Source organism: Bartonella sp. HY761 (genome assembly GCF_026743145.1).
In the GTDB taxonomy this organism is placed as follows: Bacteria; Pseudomonadota; Alphaproteobacteria; order Rhizobiales; family Rhizobiaceae; genus HY038.
Map to the genome: position 1 here is coordinate 342,432 of NZ_CP104887.1, position 14,827 is coordinate 357,258.

At 40.4% G+C, this 14,827-nt stretch carries 12 protein-coding genes; 9 read left to right on the forward strand and 3 right to left on the reverse strand.

Annotated features, from left to right (window positions below):
- Nucleotides 1–122: 122 nt before the first annotated feature.
- Complete coding sequence (locus tag N6A79_RS01375) at nt 123–662, reverse strand: peroxiredoxin (protein WP_182419590.1); 540 nt, start codon at nt 660–662, stop codon at nt 123–125.
- Nucleotides 663–1,170: 508 nt separating this feature from the next.
- Here N6A79_RS01375 and N6A79_RS01380 point away from each other — a divergent pair.
- The 6 genes from N6A79_RS01380 (at nt 1,171) to N6A79_RS01405 (ending at nt 7,532) form a co-directional block, all read left to right on the forward strand.
- On the forward strand, nt 1,171–2,799 hold the full coding sequence (locus N6A79_RS01380; RefSeq protein ID WP_268546683.1) for an alpha-D-glucose phosphate-specific phosphoglucomutase: 1,629 nt from the start codon (nt 1,171–1,173) through the stop codon (nt 2,797–2,799).
- Nucleotides 2,800–3,131: 332 nt separating this feature from the next.
- A complete protein-coding gene (gene fabI / locus N6A79_RS01385; protein WP_182418563.1) occupies nt 3,132–4,019 on the forward strand; it encodes an enoyl-ACP reductase FabI in 888 nt (295 codons plus the stop codon).
- A 79-nt stretch (nt 4,020–4,098) separates the two neighbouring features.
- Nucleotides 4,099–4,680, forward strand: coding sequence for a histidine phosphatase family protein (locus N6A79_RS01390; protein WP_268546684.1), 582 nt, complete (start codon nt 4,099–4,101; stop codon nt 4,678–4,680).
- A gap of 235 nt (nt 4,681–4,915) precedes the next feature.
- Nucleotides 4,916–5,098, forward strand: a complete 183-nt coding sequence (lptM, locus tag N6A79_RS01395) for an LPS translocon maturation chaperone LptM (protein ID WP_268546685.1) — start codon at nt 4,916–4,918, stop codon at nt 5,096–5,098.
- Between the two features lie 13 nt (nt 5,099–5,111).
- Nucleotides 5,112–6,383 (forward strand): diaminopimelate decarboxylase, encoded by a 1,272-nt coding sequence (gene lysA / locus N6A79_RS01400; RefSeq protein ID WP_262079567.1) that lies wholly within the window; start codon nt 5,112–5,114, stop codon nt 6,381–6,383.
- 306 nt (nt 6,384–6,689) lie between these two features.
- Nucleotides 6,690–7,532, forward strand: a complete 843-nt coding sequence (locus N6A79_RS01405) for a bifunctional allantoicase/(S)-ureidoglycine aminohydrolase (RefSeq protein ID WP_268546686.1) — start codon at nt 6,690–6,692, stop codon at nt 7,530–7,532.
- A gap of 59 nt (nt 7,533–7,591) precedes the next feature.
- Here the strand turns inward: N6A79_RS01405 and N6A79_RS01410 are convergent, their stop codons facing one another.
- Together N6A79_RS01410 and N6A79_RS01415 are read right to left on the reverse strand one after the other, a co-directional pair.
- A complete protein-coding gene (locus N6A79_RS01410) occupies nt 7,592–8,902 on the reverse strand; it encodes a UDP-glucose dehydrogenase family protein (RefSeq protein WP_268546687.1) in 1,311 nt (436 codons plus the stop codon).
- Nucleotides 8,903–9,282: 380 nt separating this feature from the next.
- Complete coding sequence (locus N6A79_RS01415) at nt 9,283–10,308, reverse strand: glycosyltransferase family 4 protein (RefSeq protein WP_268546689.1); 1,026 nt, start codon at nt 10,306–10,308, stop codon at nt 9,283–9,285.
- A gap of 538 nt (nt 10,309–10,846) precedes the next feature.
- Between N6A79_RS01415 and glpD the strand changes: the two genes are divergently transcribed.
- From glpD to glpK, 3 genes are all read left to right on the forward strand, one after another.
- The gene (glpD, locus tag N6A79_RS01420) at nt 10,847–12,349 is read left to right on the forward strand and encodes a glycerol-3-phosphate dehydrogenase (RefSeq protein ID WP_262079574.1); all 1,503 of its coding nucleotides are present in this window, start codon (nt 10,847–10,849) and stop codon (nt 12,347–12,349) included.
- A gap of 93 nt (nt 12,350–12,442) precedes the next feature.
- Nucleotides 12,443–13,210, forward strand: coding sequence for an MIP/aquaporin family protein (locus N6A79_RS01425; protein WP_268546691.1), 768 nt, complete (start codon nt 12,443–12,445; stop codon nt 13,208–13,210).
- Between the two features lie 12 nt (nt 13,211–13,222).
- Nucleotides 13,223–14,740: a glycerol kinase GlpK gene (gene glpK / locus N6A79_RS01430; RefSeq protein ID WP_182418572.1), complete on the forward strand. Its 1,518-nt coding sequence runs from the start codon at nt 13,223–13,225 to the stop codon at nt 14,738–14,740.
- The last annotated feature ends 87 nt before the right edge of the window (nt 14,741–14,827 follow it).

Genomic DNA, 14,827 nt, shown 5'->3' on the forward strand with positions numbered 1-14,827 from the left:
GTTAAATTAACCAGATTTCGACGGGTTATTATTGAAATCAAAATAAAAAAGCGTTTGCATAATCAATATGCAAACGCTTTTTATATATTTAAATAGTAAAAAACATTTATAATCTATGGAAATTAAGCAGCCTTGGCTTCAGCTTTTAAAACTTCCAAAATATTCTGTGGTGATGATGCGCCATAAGGATCGCTATCACAATTGTCGCTCAAGCCTTCTTCTTCAAACCATTGCTCAATAGTGCCATTATTAATAACGGCGGCATAACGCCATGAGCGTAGGCCAAAGCCTACATTATCTTTACGCACCAACATGCCCATTCTACGAGTAAACTCACCAGAGCCATCTGGAATAAGCTTAATGTTCTGAACACCTTGCTGCTTGCCCCATGCATTCATAACAAAAGCATCATTAACCGATAAGCAATAAATGTCATCAATGCCTAGAGCTTGAAATTCTGGAAAAAGTTTTTCAAAGTCTGGTAGCTGAAATGTTGAACAGGTAGGCGTAAATGCACCTGGCAATGAGAAAAGAATAACCCGCTTATTGGCAAAATAATCAGCTGATGTCACATCTTCCCAACGGTAAGGGTTTGAGCCCCCGATTGATTCATCACGAATACGCGTGCGGAATGTAACATCAGGAACTTTTCTACCGATCATCATATTAAATTACTCCTAAAAATGAACAAATAAAACAGCCTTACCTGCATAGCAGAAAGGAACATAGTCATGATAAGGCTATTTGGAAAAGGTAATTCTAATGTTGGTGACACTAACGAATTTTTTGAAAATAGTCAAAGGATTTTAGCATCTTTAGAATAAATTTAAATCGTAGAAACGATTGGGAAAATGCCAATAAACTGGGGTTATTGCACTTATAAGAAAAACATATGGCGATGCTTTATGGTGTAGATTACATTTGTCTTACGAATAAGTTATTTGCTCTTTTTCTGTTTTAAATGAGAGGTCTCACTCTAGGCTTATAGCTTCGCATTTCTTTTAAAATAGAAATATAATTTTTAATAAAAGCTTACCGAAATAACCGCGAAAAAAGCAAAAAATATTTATAAAAGGGCTAAAAGTTTTTGCTTTTAAAGATCTACCTTGGTGTTTTTTCAAGCTTCGGTTATTATGGTATTAGATTAAATTTTAAAAACTGGATAATTTTATGATAAAGCATATTAAAACAGAGCCATTTTCTGATCAGAACCCCGGCACATCAGGGCTTCGCAAGAAGGTCAGCGTGTTCCAAAGTAAAAATTATGCGGAAAATTTTATCCAGTCAATTTTTGACTGTGTGGGCGAGAAAGCCGGAGCCTTGCTCATTGTTGGCGGAGACGGGCGCTATTATAATCGCGAAGTTATCCAAAAGCTGATTAAAATGGCTGCTGCTAATGGTTTTGAAAAGTTGATGATTGGTCGTGGCGGCATTTTATCAACACCAGCAGCGTCCCATCTTATTCGTAAGTTTAAGGCGCTTGGCGGTATTATTTTGTCAGCTAGCCATAATATGGGTGGTCCAAATGGTGATTTTGGCATTAAATATAATATTGCCAATGGTGGGCCAGCGCCTGAAAAAGTCACCAATGCTATTTTTGCTCGCTCAAAAGTTATTGATGAATATCTGATTGAAGAAAGCGAAGATATCGACCTTGATGTTACTGGGCATTATCTTATTGGTGATATGGTGGTTGAAATCATTGATCCAGTTAAGGATTATGCAGATCTTATGGAAGAACTCTTTGACTTTAATTTGATTAAAACCAAAGTTAGCGAAGGGCTGACCATTCGCTTTGATGCTATGCATGCGGTTACTGGTCCTTATGGTCTTGAAATTTTTGAAAACCGCTTAGGCTTTGCCAAAGGCAGTGTAGTTAATGCCGTGCCGTTGCCTGATTTTGGTGGCCATCATCCCGATCCAAATCTTGTACATGCCCATGATCTTTATGAATTAATGCTTTCACCGCAAGCGCCAGATCTTGGCGCAGCATCTGATGGTGATGGCGATCGCAATCTTATTATTGGCCGCGATATATTTATAACGCCATCTGATTCTTTGGCTGTTATTGCTGCAAATGCCAATCTTGTAAAAGCCTATAAGGATAAGGTAACGGGCATTGCGCGCTCGATGCCAACCAGTGAAGCGGCAGACCGTGTTGCGGAAGATCTTAAAATCAATATGTTTGAAACCCCGACAGGATGGAAATTTTTTGGCAATCTGCTCGATGCTGATAAGGTGACTTTTTGCGGTGAAGAAAGTTTTGGCACAGGTTCAAATCATGTGCGTGAAAAAGATGGTCTATGGGCGGTGTTATTCTGGCTTAATATTCTTGCAGCAAGTCAAAAAAGCGTCAAGGATATTATCAATGCTCATTGGTCGCGTTTTGGTCGCAATTATTATTCGCGCCATGATTATGAGGAAGTGGATACAAAAGCTGCTCAAGACCTCATGGATACGTTGCGCAATAGTCTTCCCGCGCTCATTGGTAAAGAATTTGATGGCCTAACTGTTAGTAAGGCAGATGATTTTTCCTATCATGATACAATTGATGGCTCGGTGAGTGCTCATCAAGGTATTCGTATTTTATTTGATGGGGGTGCACGTATTGTGTTTCGTTTATCGGGTACTGGCACACAAGGAGCAACTTTGCGCCTTTATATGGAGCATTATGAGCGTGATCCACAAAACCACAATCTTGATACGCAAGTTGCATTGGCAAGGCTTATCACCATTGCTAATCAGCTTACGGATTTGCAAACCAAGCTTGGCCGCGATAAGCCAAGTGTTATTACTTAATCAAGCGTTGTTACATAATAAAGTGTTGTTAGGTAATAAAGCCTTGGCTGTTTAATAAAGTTAATTAGAATAAAATGATGTAAAAATTTAAGCTTTTCAATAGCATAAATAGTCAAAATTTCTGCTGCGTCATAAATAGCGCAGCAGAGAAATATTATGACCAAAGTCTTTAAATATTCAAGTTTAAACCTGTGGGAATTAGTAAAGGTAATCATAATTTTGTTATGGATACGTTATTTTGCGATAAAATTTTTGCCATTTGCTTGAAGAAAAGTTAAAGCTGTGCCATAGGCTCAAGATAATATTGCATTTTAAAATACAGGAACTTGTCAATGACCATAAATGGTATTGCGACAAATGAAAGAGTTGGGGCAAACAAGAACGTGACGACAACAGAAAATCAAAATAAGACTAAGGGCTTGTTGAGTGGAAAACGCGGCTTAGTATTTGGTCTTGCAAATAACCGCTCAATTGCTTGGGGTATTGCCAAGGCTGCTCATGATGCAGGTGCCGAGCTCGCTTTCACCTATCAAGGTGATGCTATGAAAAAGCGGGTTGAGCCGCTTGCAAAAGAGTTAGGCGCATTGGTGTGCGGTAATTGTGATGTTTCCGATCCTGCTACCATTGATGCCGTTTTTGACGTCATTGCTGAAAAATGGGGCAAAATTGATTTTGTTATCCATGCTATTGGCTTTTCAGATAAGGACGAGCTTACTGGCCGTTATGTTGATACTAGCGAAGCAAATTTTGCTATGACCATGAATATTTCGGTTTACTCGCTGACGGCTATTGCCCAGCGTGCTGAAAAATTGATGAATGATGGTGGTTCAATTATAACGCTTACCTATTATGGTGCTGAAAAAGTTATGCCTAACTATAATGTTATGGGCGTTGCAAAAGCTGCACTTGAAGCAAGTGTGAAATATTTGGCTGTTGATCTTGGTCCTAAAAATATTCGCGTAAATGCGATTTCTGCAGGTCCTATCAAAACCCTTGCTGCATCAGGTATTGGTGATTTCCGCTATATCTTGAAATGGAACGAGTATAATTCACCATTGCGCCGTACAGTCACTATTGAAGAAGTGGGCGATGTTGGTGTCTATTTCATTTCCGACCTGTCGCGTTCGGTAACCGGTGAAGTTCACCACGCAGATTCTGGATATCACGTCATTGGTATGAAAGCCGTTGACGCACCAGATATTTCAGTCATCAAAGACTAAAATTTTAAATTTCCTCTATACTGCATGCGCCTTAATCTATAAAGTCGCATGCAGAGCTATAAAGAGGAGACTTCTAGCCATGCTTATCTATTTTTCACGACACGGACAAACTGACTGGAATGTGTCTGGCCGTATTCAAGGGCAAGTAGATCAGCCGATCAACGATATAGGTCGCGCGCAAGCCAAGGGCAATGGCAAAAAACTCTATAATCTTATTGGCGATGGTGAAGGATTTGATTTTGTTGCAAGTCCGCTTGGTCGCACACGTGAGACTATGGAGCTTATCCGCGGCGCGATGGGGATTGATCCTAAAGCCTACCGCCTTGATGATCTATTGATGGAACTTAATTTTGGTGACTGGCAAGGTTTTACGGAAAGCGAAATTGGGGTTGAACATTCAGAACTTTTAGCTGCCCGAGCCAAAGATAAGTGGAATTTTTTACCCCCCGGTCAACACGCAGAAAGCTATGCTATGCTGCGCAACCGTATTGAACAATTTATGTCCAATGTGCGTGATAAAAGCGTTGTGGTAACCCATGGTGGCTGTATTCGCTCGCTATTTAATATTTATGGCGGTTTAAGTGAAAAAGAGGCGTCCAATGATTCTGTACCGCAAGACCATATTTTACGCTTTGAAGATGGTAAACTTGATTGGGTATAATGCTCGAATATCAAGACAAGTTTATATGGGTTAAGGTTTTTAAAAACCTTTTGCATTTTATCGCAAAGATTACGCTGGTAAACTGCGCATCGTCTTGCAAAACAATGCACTAAAAGCTAAATGTGCAGGATAAGAATTTTTTCATGGATAAATACTATCTTATTTTAATAAAGATAGTTGTTCCTTTGGTTGGTAATATTTATCAATAATTGCTTATTTGATTGGAATTTTTGGGATGACGAAACGCCTTCTCGCCTTATCACTCGTAACCGCCTTTTGTGGGTTGGCTTTAGCAGGTTGTGGTCGTAAAGGGCCGCTGGAACCACCGCCATCTTTAATAATTGAAAATGCTAATGGTGAAAAAGTACAAAAGCCAAGGGAAGATAAGCCTTTTATTCTTGATGGTTTGATTAAGTAGTCGGATTTTAAGCGTGGATTATTTCAAATATAAAGACGGTAAGCTTCATGCTGAAGATTTGCCACTGGAAACGATTGCTGCCAAGGTTGGCACGCCATTTTATTGCTATTCGGCTAATAGTCTGCGTAAAAATTATCGCGATTATGTAAAGAGTTTTGCTGGCTGCAATGCGTTAATAGCCTTTGCTTTAAAAGCCAACTCCAATCAAGCAATTTTAAAATTGCTTGCCAATGAAGGGGCAGGGGCTGATGTTGTTTCCCAAGGCGAGTTACGCCGAGCATTGGCGGCTGGTATTATCCCGCAAAAAATTGTTTATTCTGGCGTTGGTAAAACCATTGAAGAAATGGATTATGCGCTATCGCAAGGCATTTATTGTTTTAATGTCGAGTCTGAACCAGAGCTTATACAGCTATCGCAGCGCGCGACTGCCATGGGTAAGGTTGCTCCTGTTTCAATTCGTATCAATCCCGATGTTGATGCAAAAACCCATAAGAAAATTTCGACTGGTAAATCAGAAAATAAATTTGGTATTCCGCTAAAAAATGCGCGTGAAACTTATAATATGGCATCAAGCCTGCAGGGCTTAGTCATTCGCGGTGTTGATGTGCATATTGGCAGCCAGATTTGTGATCTTGAACCTTTTGATAGTGCCTTTGCAATTACTGCCGATCTTGTTCGCCAGTTAAAAAATGATGGTCATGATTTACATCATGTTGATGTTGGCGGTGGTCTTGGCATTTCTTATCGTTTTGATAATGATCCACCACCATCAACCGATGATTATGCGACTATTGTAAAAAAACATATTGCGCCACTTGGCGTTAAAATTATTTGCGAACCCGGTCGCCATATTGCCGGCAATGCTGGTATGTTAGTAACTTCGGTTATTTATTTAAAAGAAGGCGATGGTCGCAATTTTCTCATTGTTGACGGCGCAATGAATGATCTTATTCGTCCAACACTTTATGATGCATGGCATATGATTATGCCAGTTAATCAACCAAAGCCAAGCGATGAATTTATTCGTGCTGATATTGTAGGACCCGTTTGTGAAACCGGTGATTATTTAGGGCTTGATCGTATTGTACCAAAATTAGGCCCTCATGATCTTTTGGCGGTTGCAGGTGCTGGCGCTTATGGCGCGGCGATGTCTAGCACATATAATACTAGACTCTTGGTGCCAGAAGTTTTGGTGAATGACAATGAATTTGCGATTATTCGTCGTCGTCCTACTTATGAAGAATTGCTAGCGCTTGATAACGTGCCTGATTATTTAAATATTTAAAAATCGTCTTTTGACCATCCAACTTCTTATTCATATGAAGCCCACCATTTGGCACTGAAATTTTACAGCGTGGTGGGTGAAATATATGTGCTATAGTAAAACCTATTCAATTTCACGCGTTGAAATGGGGTTTGTCTTCGGTCAAGATAGTATTAATTTGCGATGATTGTGTCGTAGAGCCTCAAAGATATTCATGTTTTGAGGCTTTTCTATTCGTTTTTCAAACTAGTTTTCGCAAATTTTGATTCATTAATCAGCTTGATCATCACAAAAGCCTTGATAGTATTATTATGGGAGGAGATAGTCATGACTAAGACAACTTATGCGGCGCCTCATGGCGGTGTTGCACCACAAAGCCAATTATTAACCGGACGCGCAGTTTTTAAAGACGCCTATGCCTTTATACCAAAAGGTGTGATGTGCGATACTGTCATCAGCTTGTTACCATTTTGGGAAAATACCCGCTGCTGGATTATTTCGCGGCCAATGAGTGGCTTTTCAGAGACGTTTTCCCATTATATAATGGAAGTTGGACCAAATGGTGGTAGTGAGCGGCCAGAGCTTGATAACCATGCGCAAAGCGCCTTATTTTGCCTTGAGGGCGCTTTTACCATTATCGCTGATGGTCAAGAATATAAAATGCGTGAAGGTAGTTTTGCTTATATTCCGGCAGGTACAAAATGGCAGCTAAAAAATGAGAACGGCCAAGCGGCGCGTTTTAATTGGATACGCAAATTTTATATTGCAGTTGAAGGAATTGAAAAACCGCCGATTTTAATTATTAATGAACAGAATATAACTCCCGATGCTATGCCTAATGCCAATGGTACTTGGGCAACGACCCGCTTTGTTGATGTGAATGATATGCGCCATGACATGCATATTACCATTGTAACCTTACAGCCGGGCGCAGTGATACCTTTCTTGGAAACCCATATTATGGAACACGGGCTTTATGTGTTGCAGGGTAAAGGCGTTTATAGATTAAATGAAGATTGGGTGGAGGTAGAAGCTGGCGATTATATGTGGCTACGTGCTTTTTGCCCGCAAGCTTGCTATGCTGGCGGCCCACAGCCATTTCGCTATTTGCTTTATAAAGATGTTAATCGCCATCCTCATCTTGGTGCATCGGCTTTTTCGCGTATATAAATATTAAACCCTTTGCAAGTGGGTGAATTTATCCACTTGCAAGCGTGTTTTTCATTCACTTAATGAATAAGAGGACGGCCGATAGACACATATTCAATTTCAATATCTTGAATGTCTTCGCTTTTATAAATATTGCGCATATCAATTAAAACATTACCAGTCATTAGCTGTAATATTTGCTTAAGGTCTAAAGCGCGATATTCGTTCCATTCGGTCAAAATAACGGCAATGCCGCAATCCTTCGCTGCTTCATAAGGCGATTGGCACCATTCAACATTTGCAAGCTTATCTTTTGCCTGATCCATAGCTTCAGGGTCGTGGGCTTTAATCAAAAGACCTGCCTTTTGTAATAGCGGAATAATATCAAGGGCAGGGGCTTCACGTATATCATCCGTGTTTGGTTTAAAGGCCACGCCCAAAATAGCAATTTTAGTTACGTTGTTTTTTTGGGCTATGTCAATGATACGCTCAGCCATTTGGGCTTTTCGTTGTTCATTTATGTCAATGACCGTTTCAATAAGTTTTTGCGGTGCATTATAACGTTTACCAGTTGCGGCAAAGGCACGAGTATCTTTAGGAAAACATGAGCCGCCAAAACCTGGGCCTGCATGTAAGAATTTGGAACCGATGCGTTTATCCATACCCATGGCACTAGCCACATCTTGAATATTGCCACCTGTCTTTTCACATAGATCAGCAAGTTGGTTGGCAAAGGTTACTTTCATCGCTAAAAACGCATTGGCTGCATATTTTATAAGCTCGGCATTTTCAAGAGATGTGAATACTACCGGTGTTTCACGTAAAGATAATGGGCGGTAAATACGGCGCATAGCTTCACGTCCATTTTCATCAAGAACACCAACCACGACACGGTCAGGGTGTAAAAAGTCTTCAATAGCAGAGCCTTCGCGCAAAAATTCAGGATTGGATACCATTGAAAATTCAATATTGGGACGCTGCTTTTTCATGCGTTCATAAATAATACGATTGGTACCAACAACAACGGTTGACTTGATAACAATAACAGCGCCTTTTTTCATGTATTGAGCAATTTCGTCTGAGGCGGCTTCAATATATTGTAAATCAGCCTCACCATCGCCACGCCGTGATGGTGTACCAACTGCAATGAAAACAACATCGGCATCTTTTACATGATGGGCTAAATCGGTTGAGAATGTTAAGCGTCCAGCACTGACATTCCGTTCAAGAATTTCTTTAAGGCCGGGTTCAAAAATTGGAATTTCACCCTTTTTAAGTCGCGCTATAATCGCTTCATTCTTATCGATGCAGGTAACATTAAAGCCAAATTCGGCAAAACAAACACCAGAAACAAGTCCGACATAACCTGTGCCTATCATAACAATTTTCATAAAATTACCTTATAATCTTCTTTGTTTTGGTATCATGCAAAAACAAAATGCATGTTATTTTGTGTTGATGCCATTCTTATACAATGTCAAAAATCTCACATCAACAAATCTTTGGTTATTATAATCAAGTGTTGGTTAAAAAGCCTTTTAAACCATTTGCAAAATATTTAAAATTTCGGGGTGGAAGAATAATCAATGGTATTGTAATCGCTTGCTTTGCAGTTTTGTGTGCTACTGCCTGATAAGCTTATAAAATAGCCGATAATGATTGCGCAAATAGCTGTGTAAGATCGAATAGATTTTTTATACTACTGCCAAAAGCAATGATATATTTTCGTGAAGGTTTTTTGATGGTATTTCAATGCGAATGAAATAACACTTTATTGTTGGGGGATGAAATTATTGGTTTGAAAGCAAGGTACAAGGCTTTCAGCAAAAATATCAACGCAATGCTCCCAAGTGAAGTTACCTAAGGCGCGTTCAGGATCCATTTTACCCATATTAAGTGCTTGCAAGGCAGCTTGTTGCAAATTTTCAGATAATATACCAGCTTTTGTGCCTTTTACCACGTCAAGGGCGCCAGAAACTGGAAAGGCGGCAACGGGTAGGCCGCTTGCAATGGCTTCTAGCAATACAAGACCAAATGTATCGGTGCGCGATGGAAAAACAAAAACATCAGAACCAGCATAATAACGAGCAAGATCTTTGCCATGCTTCTTACCAACAAAGACCGCATCTTGATATCTAGCTCTAAGGTTTGAGAGCGCTGGGCCATCACCAACAATTAATTTTGTGCCGGGTAAATCAAGCGACAAAAAAGCCTCCAAATTTTTTTCAACTGAAACTCGACCAACATTTAAAAAAATAGGTTTTGGTAAGCCAAGGTCTATTTCCGGCATTGGGTGATATAGCGCGCGATCAACACCGCGAGACCATATTTTAAGATTGCTAAAACCGCGCTTAGCCAAAATATCATAAATGGAACGGGTGGGTACCAGTGTTAGGGCGGCCTTGTTATGGAAGCGCCGCATCATAGCATAGGTAAGTGATAAGGGGACAGGAAATCTTTCAGCCACATATTCTGGAAAGCGAGTATGAAAACTCGTGGTAAATTTCCACCCATTCCAAAGGCAAATGAAACGAGCAAGTAAACCCAATGGCCCTTCAGTAGCAATATGGATGGCATCGGCATCCATGGCCTTTAAACGGCGAGATAAACCAATAGGTGAGGGCAGCGCTAAACGTATTTCAGAATAGGTTGGACAGGACATAGAATAATAGTCAGAAGGAGCGATTATTTCGGTTACTATTCCTTTTTGAGAAAGACCAGAAATAACATTTTCAAGAGTGCGAACAACGCCATTTACCTGTGGCAACCATGCATCTGTAACCAATGCTAATTTCATGTTACCGCCTTATTTAGAAAATTAGCATTTCGCTAATTTTACGCATTTAAAAATAAAGAAAATTAATATGTTAAAAACATATTAAATATGGGTTTGCATAGTTAGAACCATATTTACCAAGTAAATCTTTTTACTGTCACCATTGATATTACCTATGCATCAAAAGGGTAGATTTGATTTTTTTAAAAATCAAATAAGCTCATTGTATAATACTTAAAATGCCAGATTTACTTGACATAAGCCTTACAGTTTCATGATGTTTTTATGACATTTGGTTTAAGGTTTTTATTATGTGCTTTGAATGGGAAGCGTATATATTCTTGTCCATTAAAGTATTATTAAACCCAATTTCGGTTTAGGTATTGACCCTAAGTTATTTAAAGATCAATTAAATATAGGCATGCCAAAAAAAAGATTTATCAGCTCATAATTACAGCCGTAAATAAAATTTTGATAATTTTTAATTTAGTTGGTGATAAATACTTTTTATAATGTAATATAACAATAAATCCATGAAGCCTATCGGGAGTGTCGAATTATGCATTATGATGTTTTTATCATTGGCGGCGGCGTAAATGGCTGCGGTGTTGCTCGCGATGCTGCCGGTCGCGGGTTTAAGGTTGGGCTTGCTGAAATGAATGACATTGCCTCGGGCACGTCATCAGCATCAACCAAGCTTATTCATGGTGGGCTGCGCTATCTTGAACAATATGCTTTTCGTCTTGTTCGTGAAGCTTTGATGGAACGCGAAGTTATTTGGCACATTGCACCGCATATTGTGCGACCATTGCGCTTTATTTTACCTTATCATAAGGGCTTGCGGCCAAAATGGATGCTGCGCTTTGGTCTTTTTATCTATGATCATTTGGGCGGCAGCAAAGAACTCAAAAAAACTACTGTGGTTGATTTTGCAAAAGAAACAGAAGATCCACTAAAAGCAGGTTATAAGCAGGGATTTGAATATTCTGACGAGCAGGTTGATGATGCTCGCCTTGTGGTTTTAAATGCTCGCCACGCCAAAGAGCTTGGTGCGGATATTATGGTACGCACAAAGGTTTTATCAGCCAAAATTATTGATAAAAAATGGCATATTGAATTAAAAAATACTCTAACCGGTGAAGAAAAAACGATAACCGCTTCATTCTTGGCCAATATGGCAGGTCCGTGGATTGATCATATATTGAAAGATGTTGCCGAAATAAGTGGTCACCCACAAATAAGGCTTGTTCAAGGTTCGCATATCGTTGTGCCGAAATTATACAATCACGATCGCGCCTATATTTTTCAAAATCCAGATGGGCGCATCATTTTCGCAATTCCCTATCAAGAAGATTTCACCCTGATTGGCACAACAGATCGCGACTATCATGATGATCCAAAGGATGTAAAAATATCTGATGAGGAAATTGAATATCTTTGCAACGCATCAAGTGAGTATTTTGCGCAAAAAATTACCAGAGATATGATCGTTTGGAGCTATTCAGGGGTGCGCTCGCTTTATGATAACGGTGCTGCTAGCGCGCAGAAAACCACTCGTGATTTTGTGTTGAAACTTGCTGATGAAAATGCCGATGCGCCACTTTTATCTTCTTATGGCGGGAAGATAACAACCTATCGTAAATTATCAGAAGATGTCATGGAATATGTAGAAAAATATCTTGGAACACGCAAAGCGGCATGGACGGGGGCAATACCTTTGCCGGGGGGTAATTTTCCTCATGGACGGTTAGATCTTATTCAAGATGGTATAAAGAAAGTTTTGCCGGATCTAGATGATTTTACTATTCGTCGTTTGGCGCGAAGCTATGGTACCGATGCGCTTGTTATATTTGAGCAGGGCGATAAGCCTTTAGGTCGTCATTTTGGTCATGGCTTATATGAGGCGGAGGTTGATTGGTTAATCAAAGAAGAATGGGCAATTGATTGGCAAGATATTTTATGGCGGCGTTCAAAACTTGGACTTTGGTTTAAAGACAATGAAATCGAACCTTTGAAAACTTATCTGGAACAAAGGAATATTAGCGCTAGTAAAGGGGCTTAAGCTTTTCTGATAATATTTAAATTTCGCAGCAAAACTGGTTTAAAAGGTAAATTCTTGGCTTGAGAATTTTTCTTGGGGAGTAGGGAGAAAGTTATGAAATATTCGCAGCTAAGAAATGAATGTATCGCTGAATTTATCGGAACTTTTTTATTCATTGCTATAGGTATTGGTTCTGTTGCAGGGTTGGTACTTGCTGGGGCTAGTTACGGCCAGTGGGAAATTAGTATCATATGGGGACTTGGTGTCGCTATTGCTGTTTATGTCACTGGCGGCGTGTCAGGCGCTCATCTTAGCCCATCGGTTACTATTGCTTTGGCAGTTTTTGGTGGTTTTCCCAAATCTAAGATTATTCCCTTTATATTATCACAGTTGGCGGGTGCCTTTATGGGGGCGGCGGTCGTTTATTTGCTTTATCATAATTTGTTTGCCGTTAAAGATATGAGCAATGCGGGAGTATTTACTACCTTTCCCAATGCGAAAATAACCATTTTGCAAGCCTTTATGACCGAGTTCTTTATAACCGCACTTTTATTGATGGCTATTTTGGCGCTTACCGATAATGATAATGGCGCGCCGCGCGGTGCCATGGCACCATTTTTAATTGGTGTTGTTGTTGCAATTATTGGTGGCTCTTTTGGCCCATTAACTGGTTTTTCGATGAATGCTGCGCGCGATTTTGGCCCAAGACTATTTGCTTTTTTAGCTGGCTGGGGCCCAGATATCATGACAGGTGGACGCTCAATCCCTTATTTCCTCATTCCCCTTACTGCCCCAATATTAGGTGGGCTTGCGGGTTCATTTCTTTATAAACGTTTTATTGGCAAAGCATTGAAACAAATGAAGGCTGCCAACAGCAATTAACGGGAGCATATCATGGCGGAGAAAAAATATATCGTTGCTTTGGATCAAGGCACAACCAGTTCTAGAACCTTGGTTTTAAATAAACAGGCTGAAGTTGTCAGCGTTGCTCAGCGTGAATTTACCCAAATATATCCCCATCCAGGTTGGGTTGAACATGACCCGCGTGAAATTTGGGCAACTCAAAGCTCAACCCTAACGGAAGCTTTAGCAAAAGCTGGCATTAGCACCGATGAAATTGCTGGTATTGGTATTACCAATCAACGTGAAACGACTATTGTTTGGGAAAAAGCAACTGGAAAGCCAGTTTATAATGCCATTGTTTGGCAATGTCGTCGCACCACTGAAATCTGCGCAAGACTTAAAAAAGCGGGTCTTGAAGATCATGTCCGCAATAATACAGGTCTTGTCATTGATCCTTATTTTTCAGGCACCAAAATTGCATGGATTTTGGAAAATGTTGAAGGCGCACGCGAAAAGGCAGACCGTGGTGAACTGCTTTTTGGGACCGTTGATACATGGCTTATTTGGAATATGACGCAAGGCCGCGTGCATGTGACAGAATATACCAATGCGTCACGCACGATGATCTTTAATATCCATACGCTAGATTGGGATGATGAGATGCTAAAAGCACTCAATATTCCACGCTCTATGCTGCCTGAGGTGAAGCGCTCATCAGAAATTTATGGACAAACCAATCTTGGTGGTCGTGGTGGTACACGTATTCCTATTGCTGGTGCGGCTGGTGATCAGCAGGCGGCGCTTTTTGGCCATATCTGCGTCAATGAGGGGGAAGCCAAAAATACTTATGGTACAGGTTGCTTTATGTTGATGAATACTGGCAAAAAGGCCGTCACATCGCATAAGGGCTTGATTACTACCATCGCATGTGATGAAAACGGCGGCCCTGCCTATGCGCTTGAAGGCTCTATTTTCGTGGCTGGTGCGGCGATCCAATGGCTGCGCGATGAATTGAAGTTCTTTACTGACGCGGAAGATTCTGAATATTTCGCTGATAAAGTTGGTACTGCCAATGGTGTTTATGTGGTGCCAGCCTTTACAGGTCTTGGCGCTCCTTATTGGGATCCATTTGCACGCGGTGCCATTATGGGTATTACACGCGGTGTTAATCGCAACCATATTACTCGTGCAACATTGGAAGCTATTGCTTATCAAACTAAGGATGTGCTTGACGCAATGCTTGATGATGCAGACACGGATATGAAAGCCTTGCGCGTTGATGGTGGTGCGGTTGCCAATAATTTCTTGATGCAATTTCAAGCTGACATTTTGCAAAAACCAGTAGAGCGCCCAGTCATTCTTGAAGTGACAGCCTTTGGTGCTGCCTATCTTGCTGGTCTTGCGGTTGGCTTTTGGAAGAGCCTTGATGAAGTGCGGCAAGTGTCCAGCGTTGAAAAATTATTTAGTCCATCGGACGATGTGGCAAAACAGCAAAAACGCTATAAGGGTTGGAAAAAAGCCGTTCAGCGCGTCCGCGATTGGGATATCGAAGACGCAGAGGATGAATAAAATAAAAACCATCAAGCAAAGTTATTAAAGTTACTTTGATTGATGGTCTAGCTTCATTAAATAGCCAAAAGCCCCAAGCTAAAATTT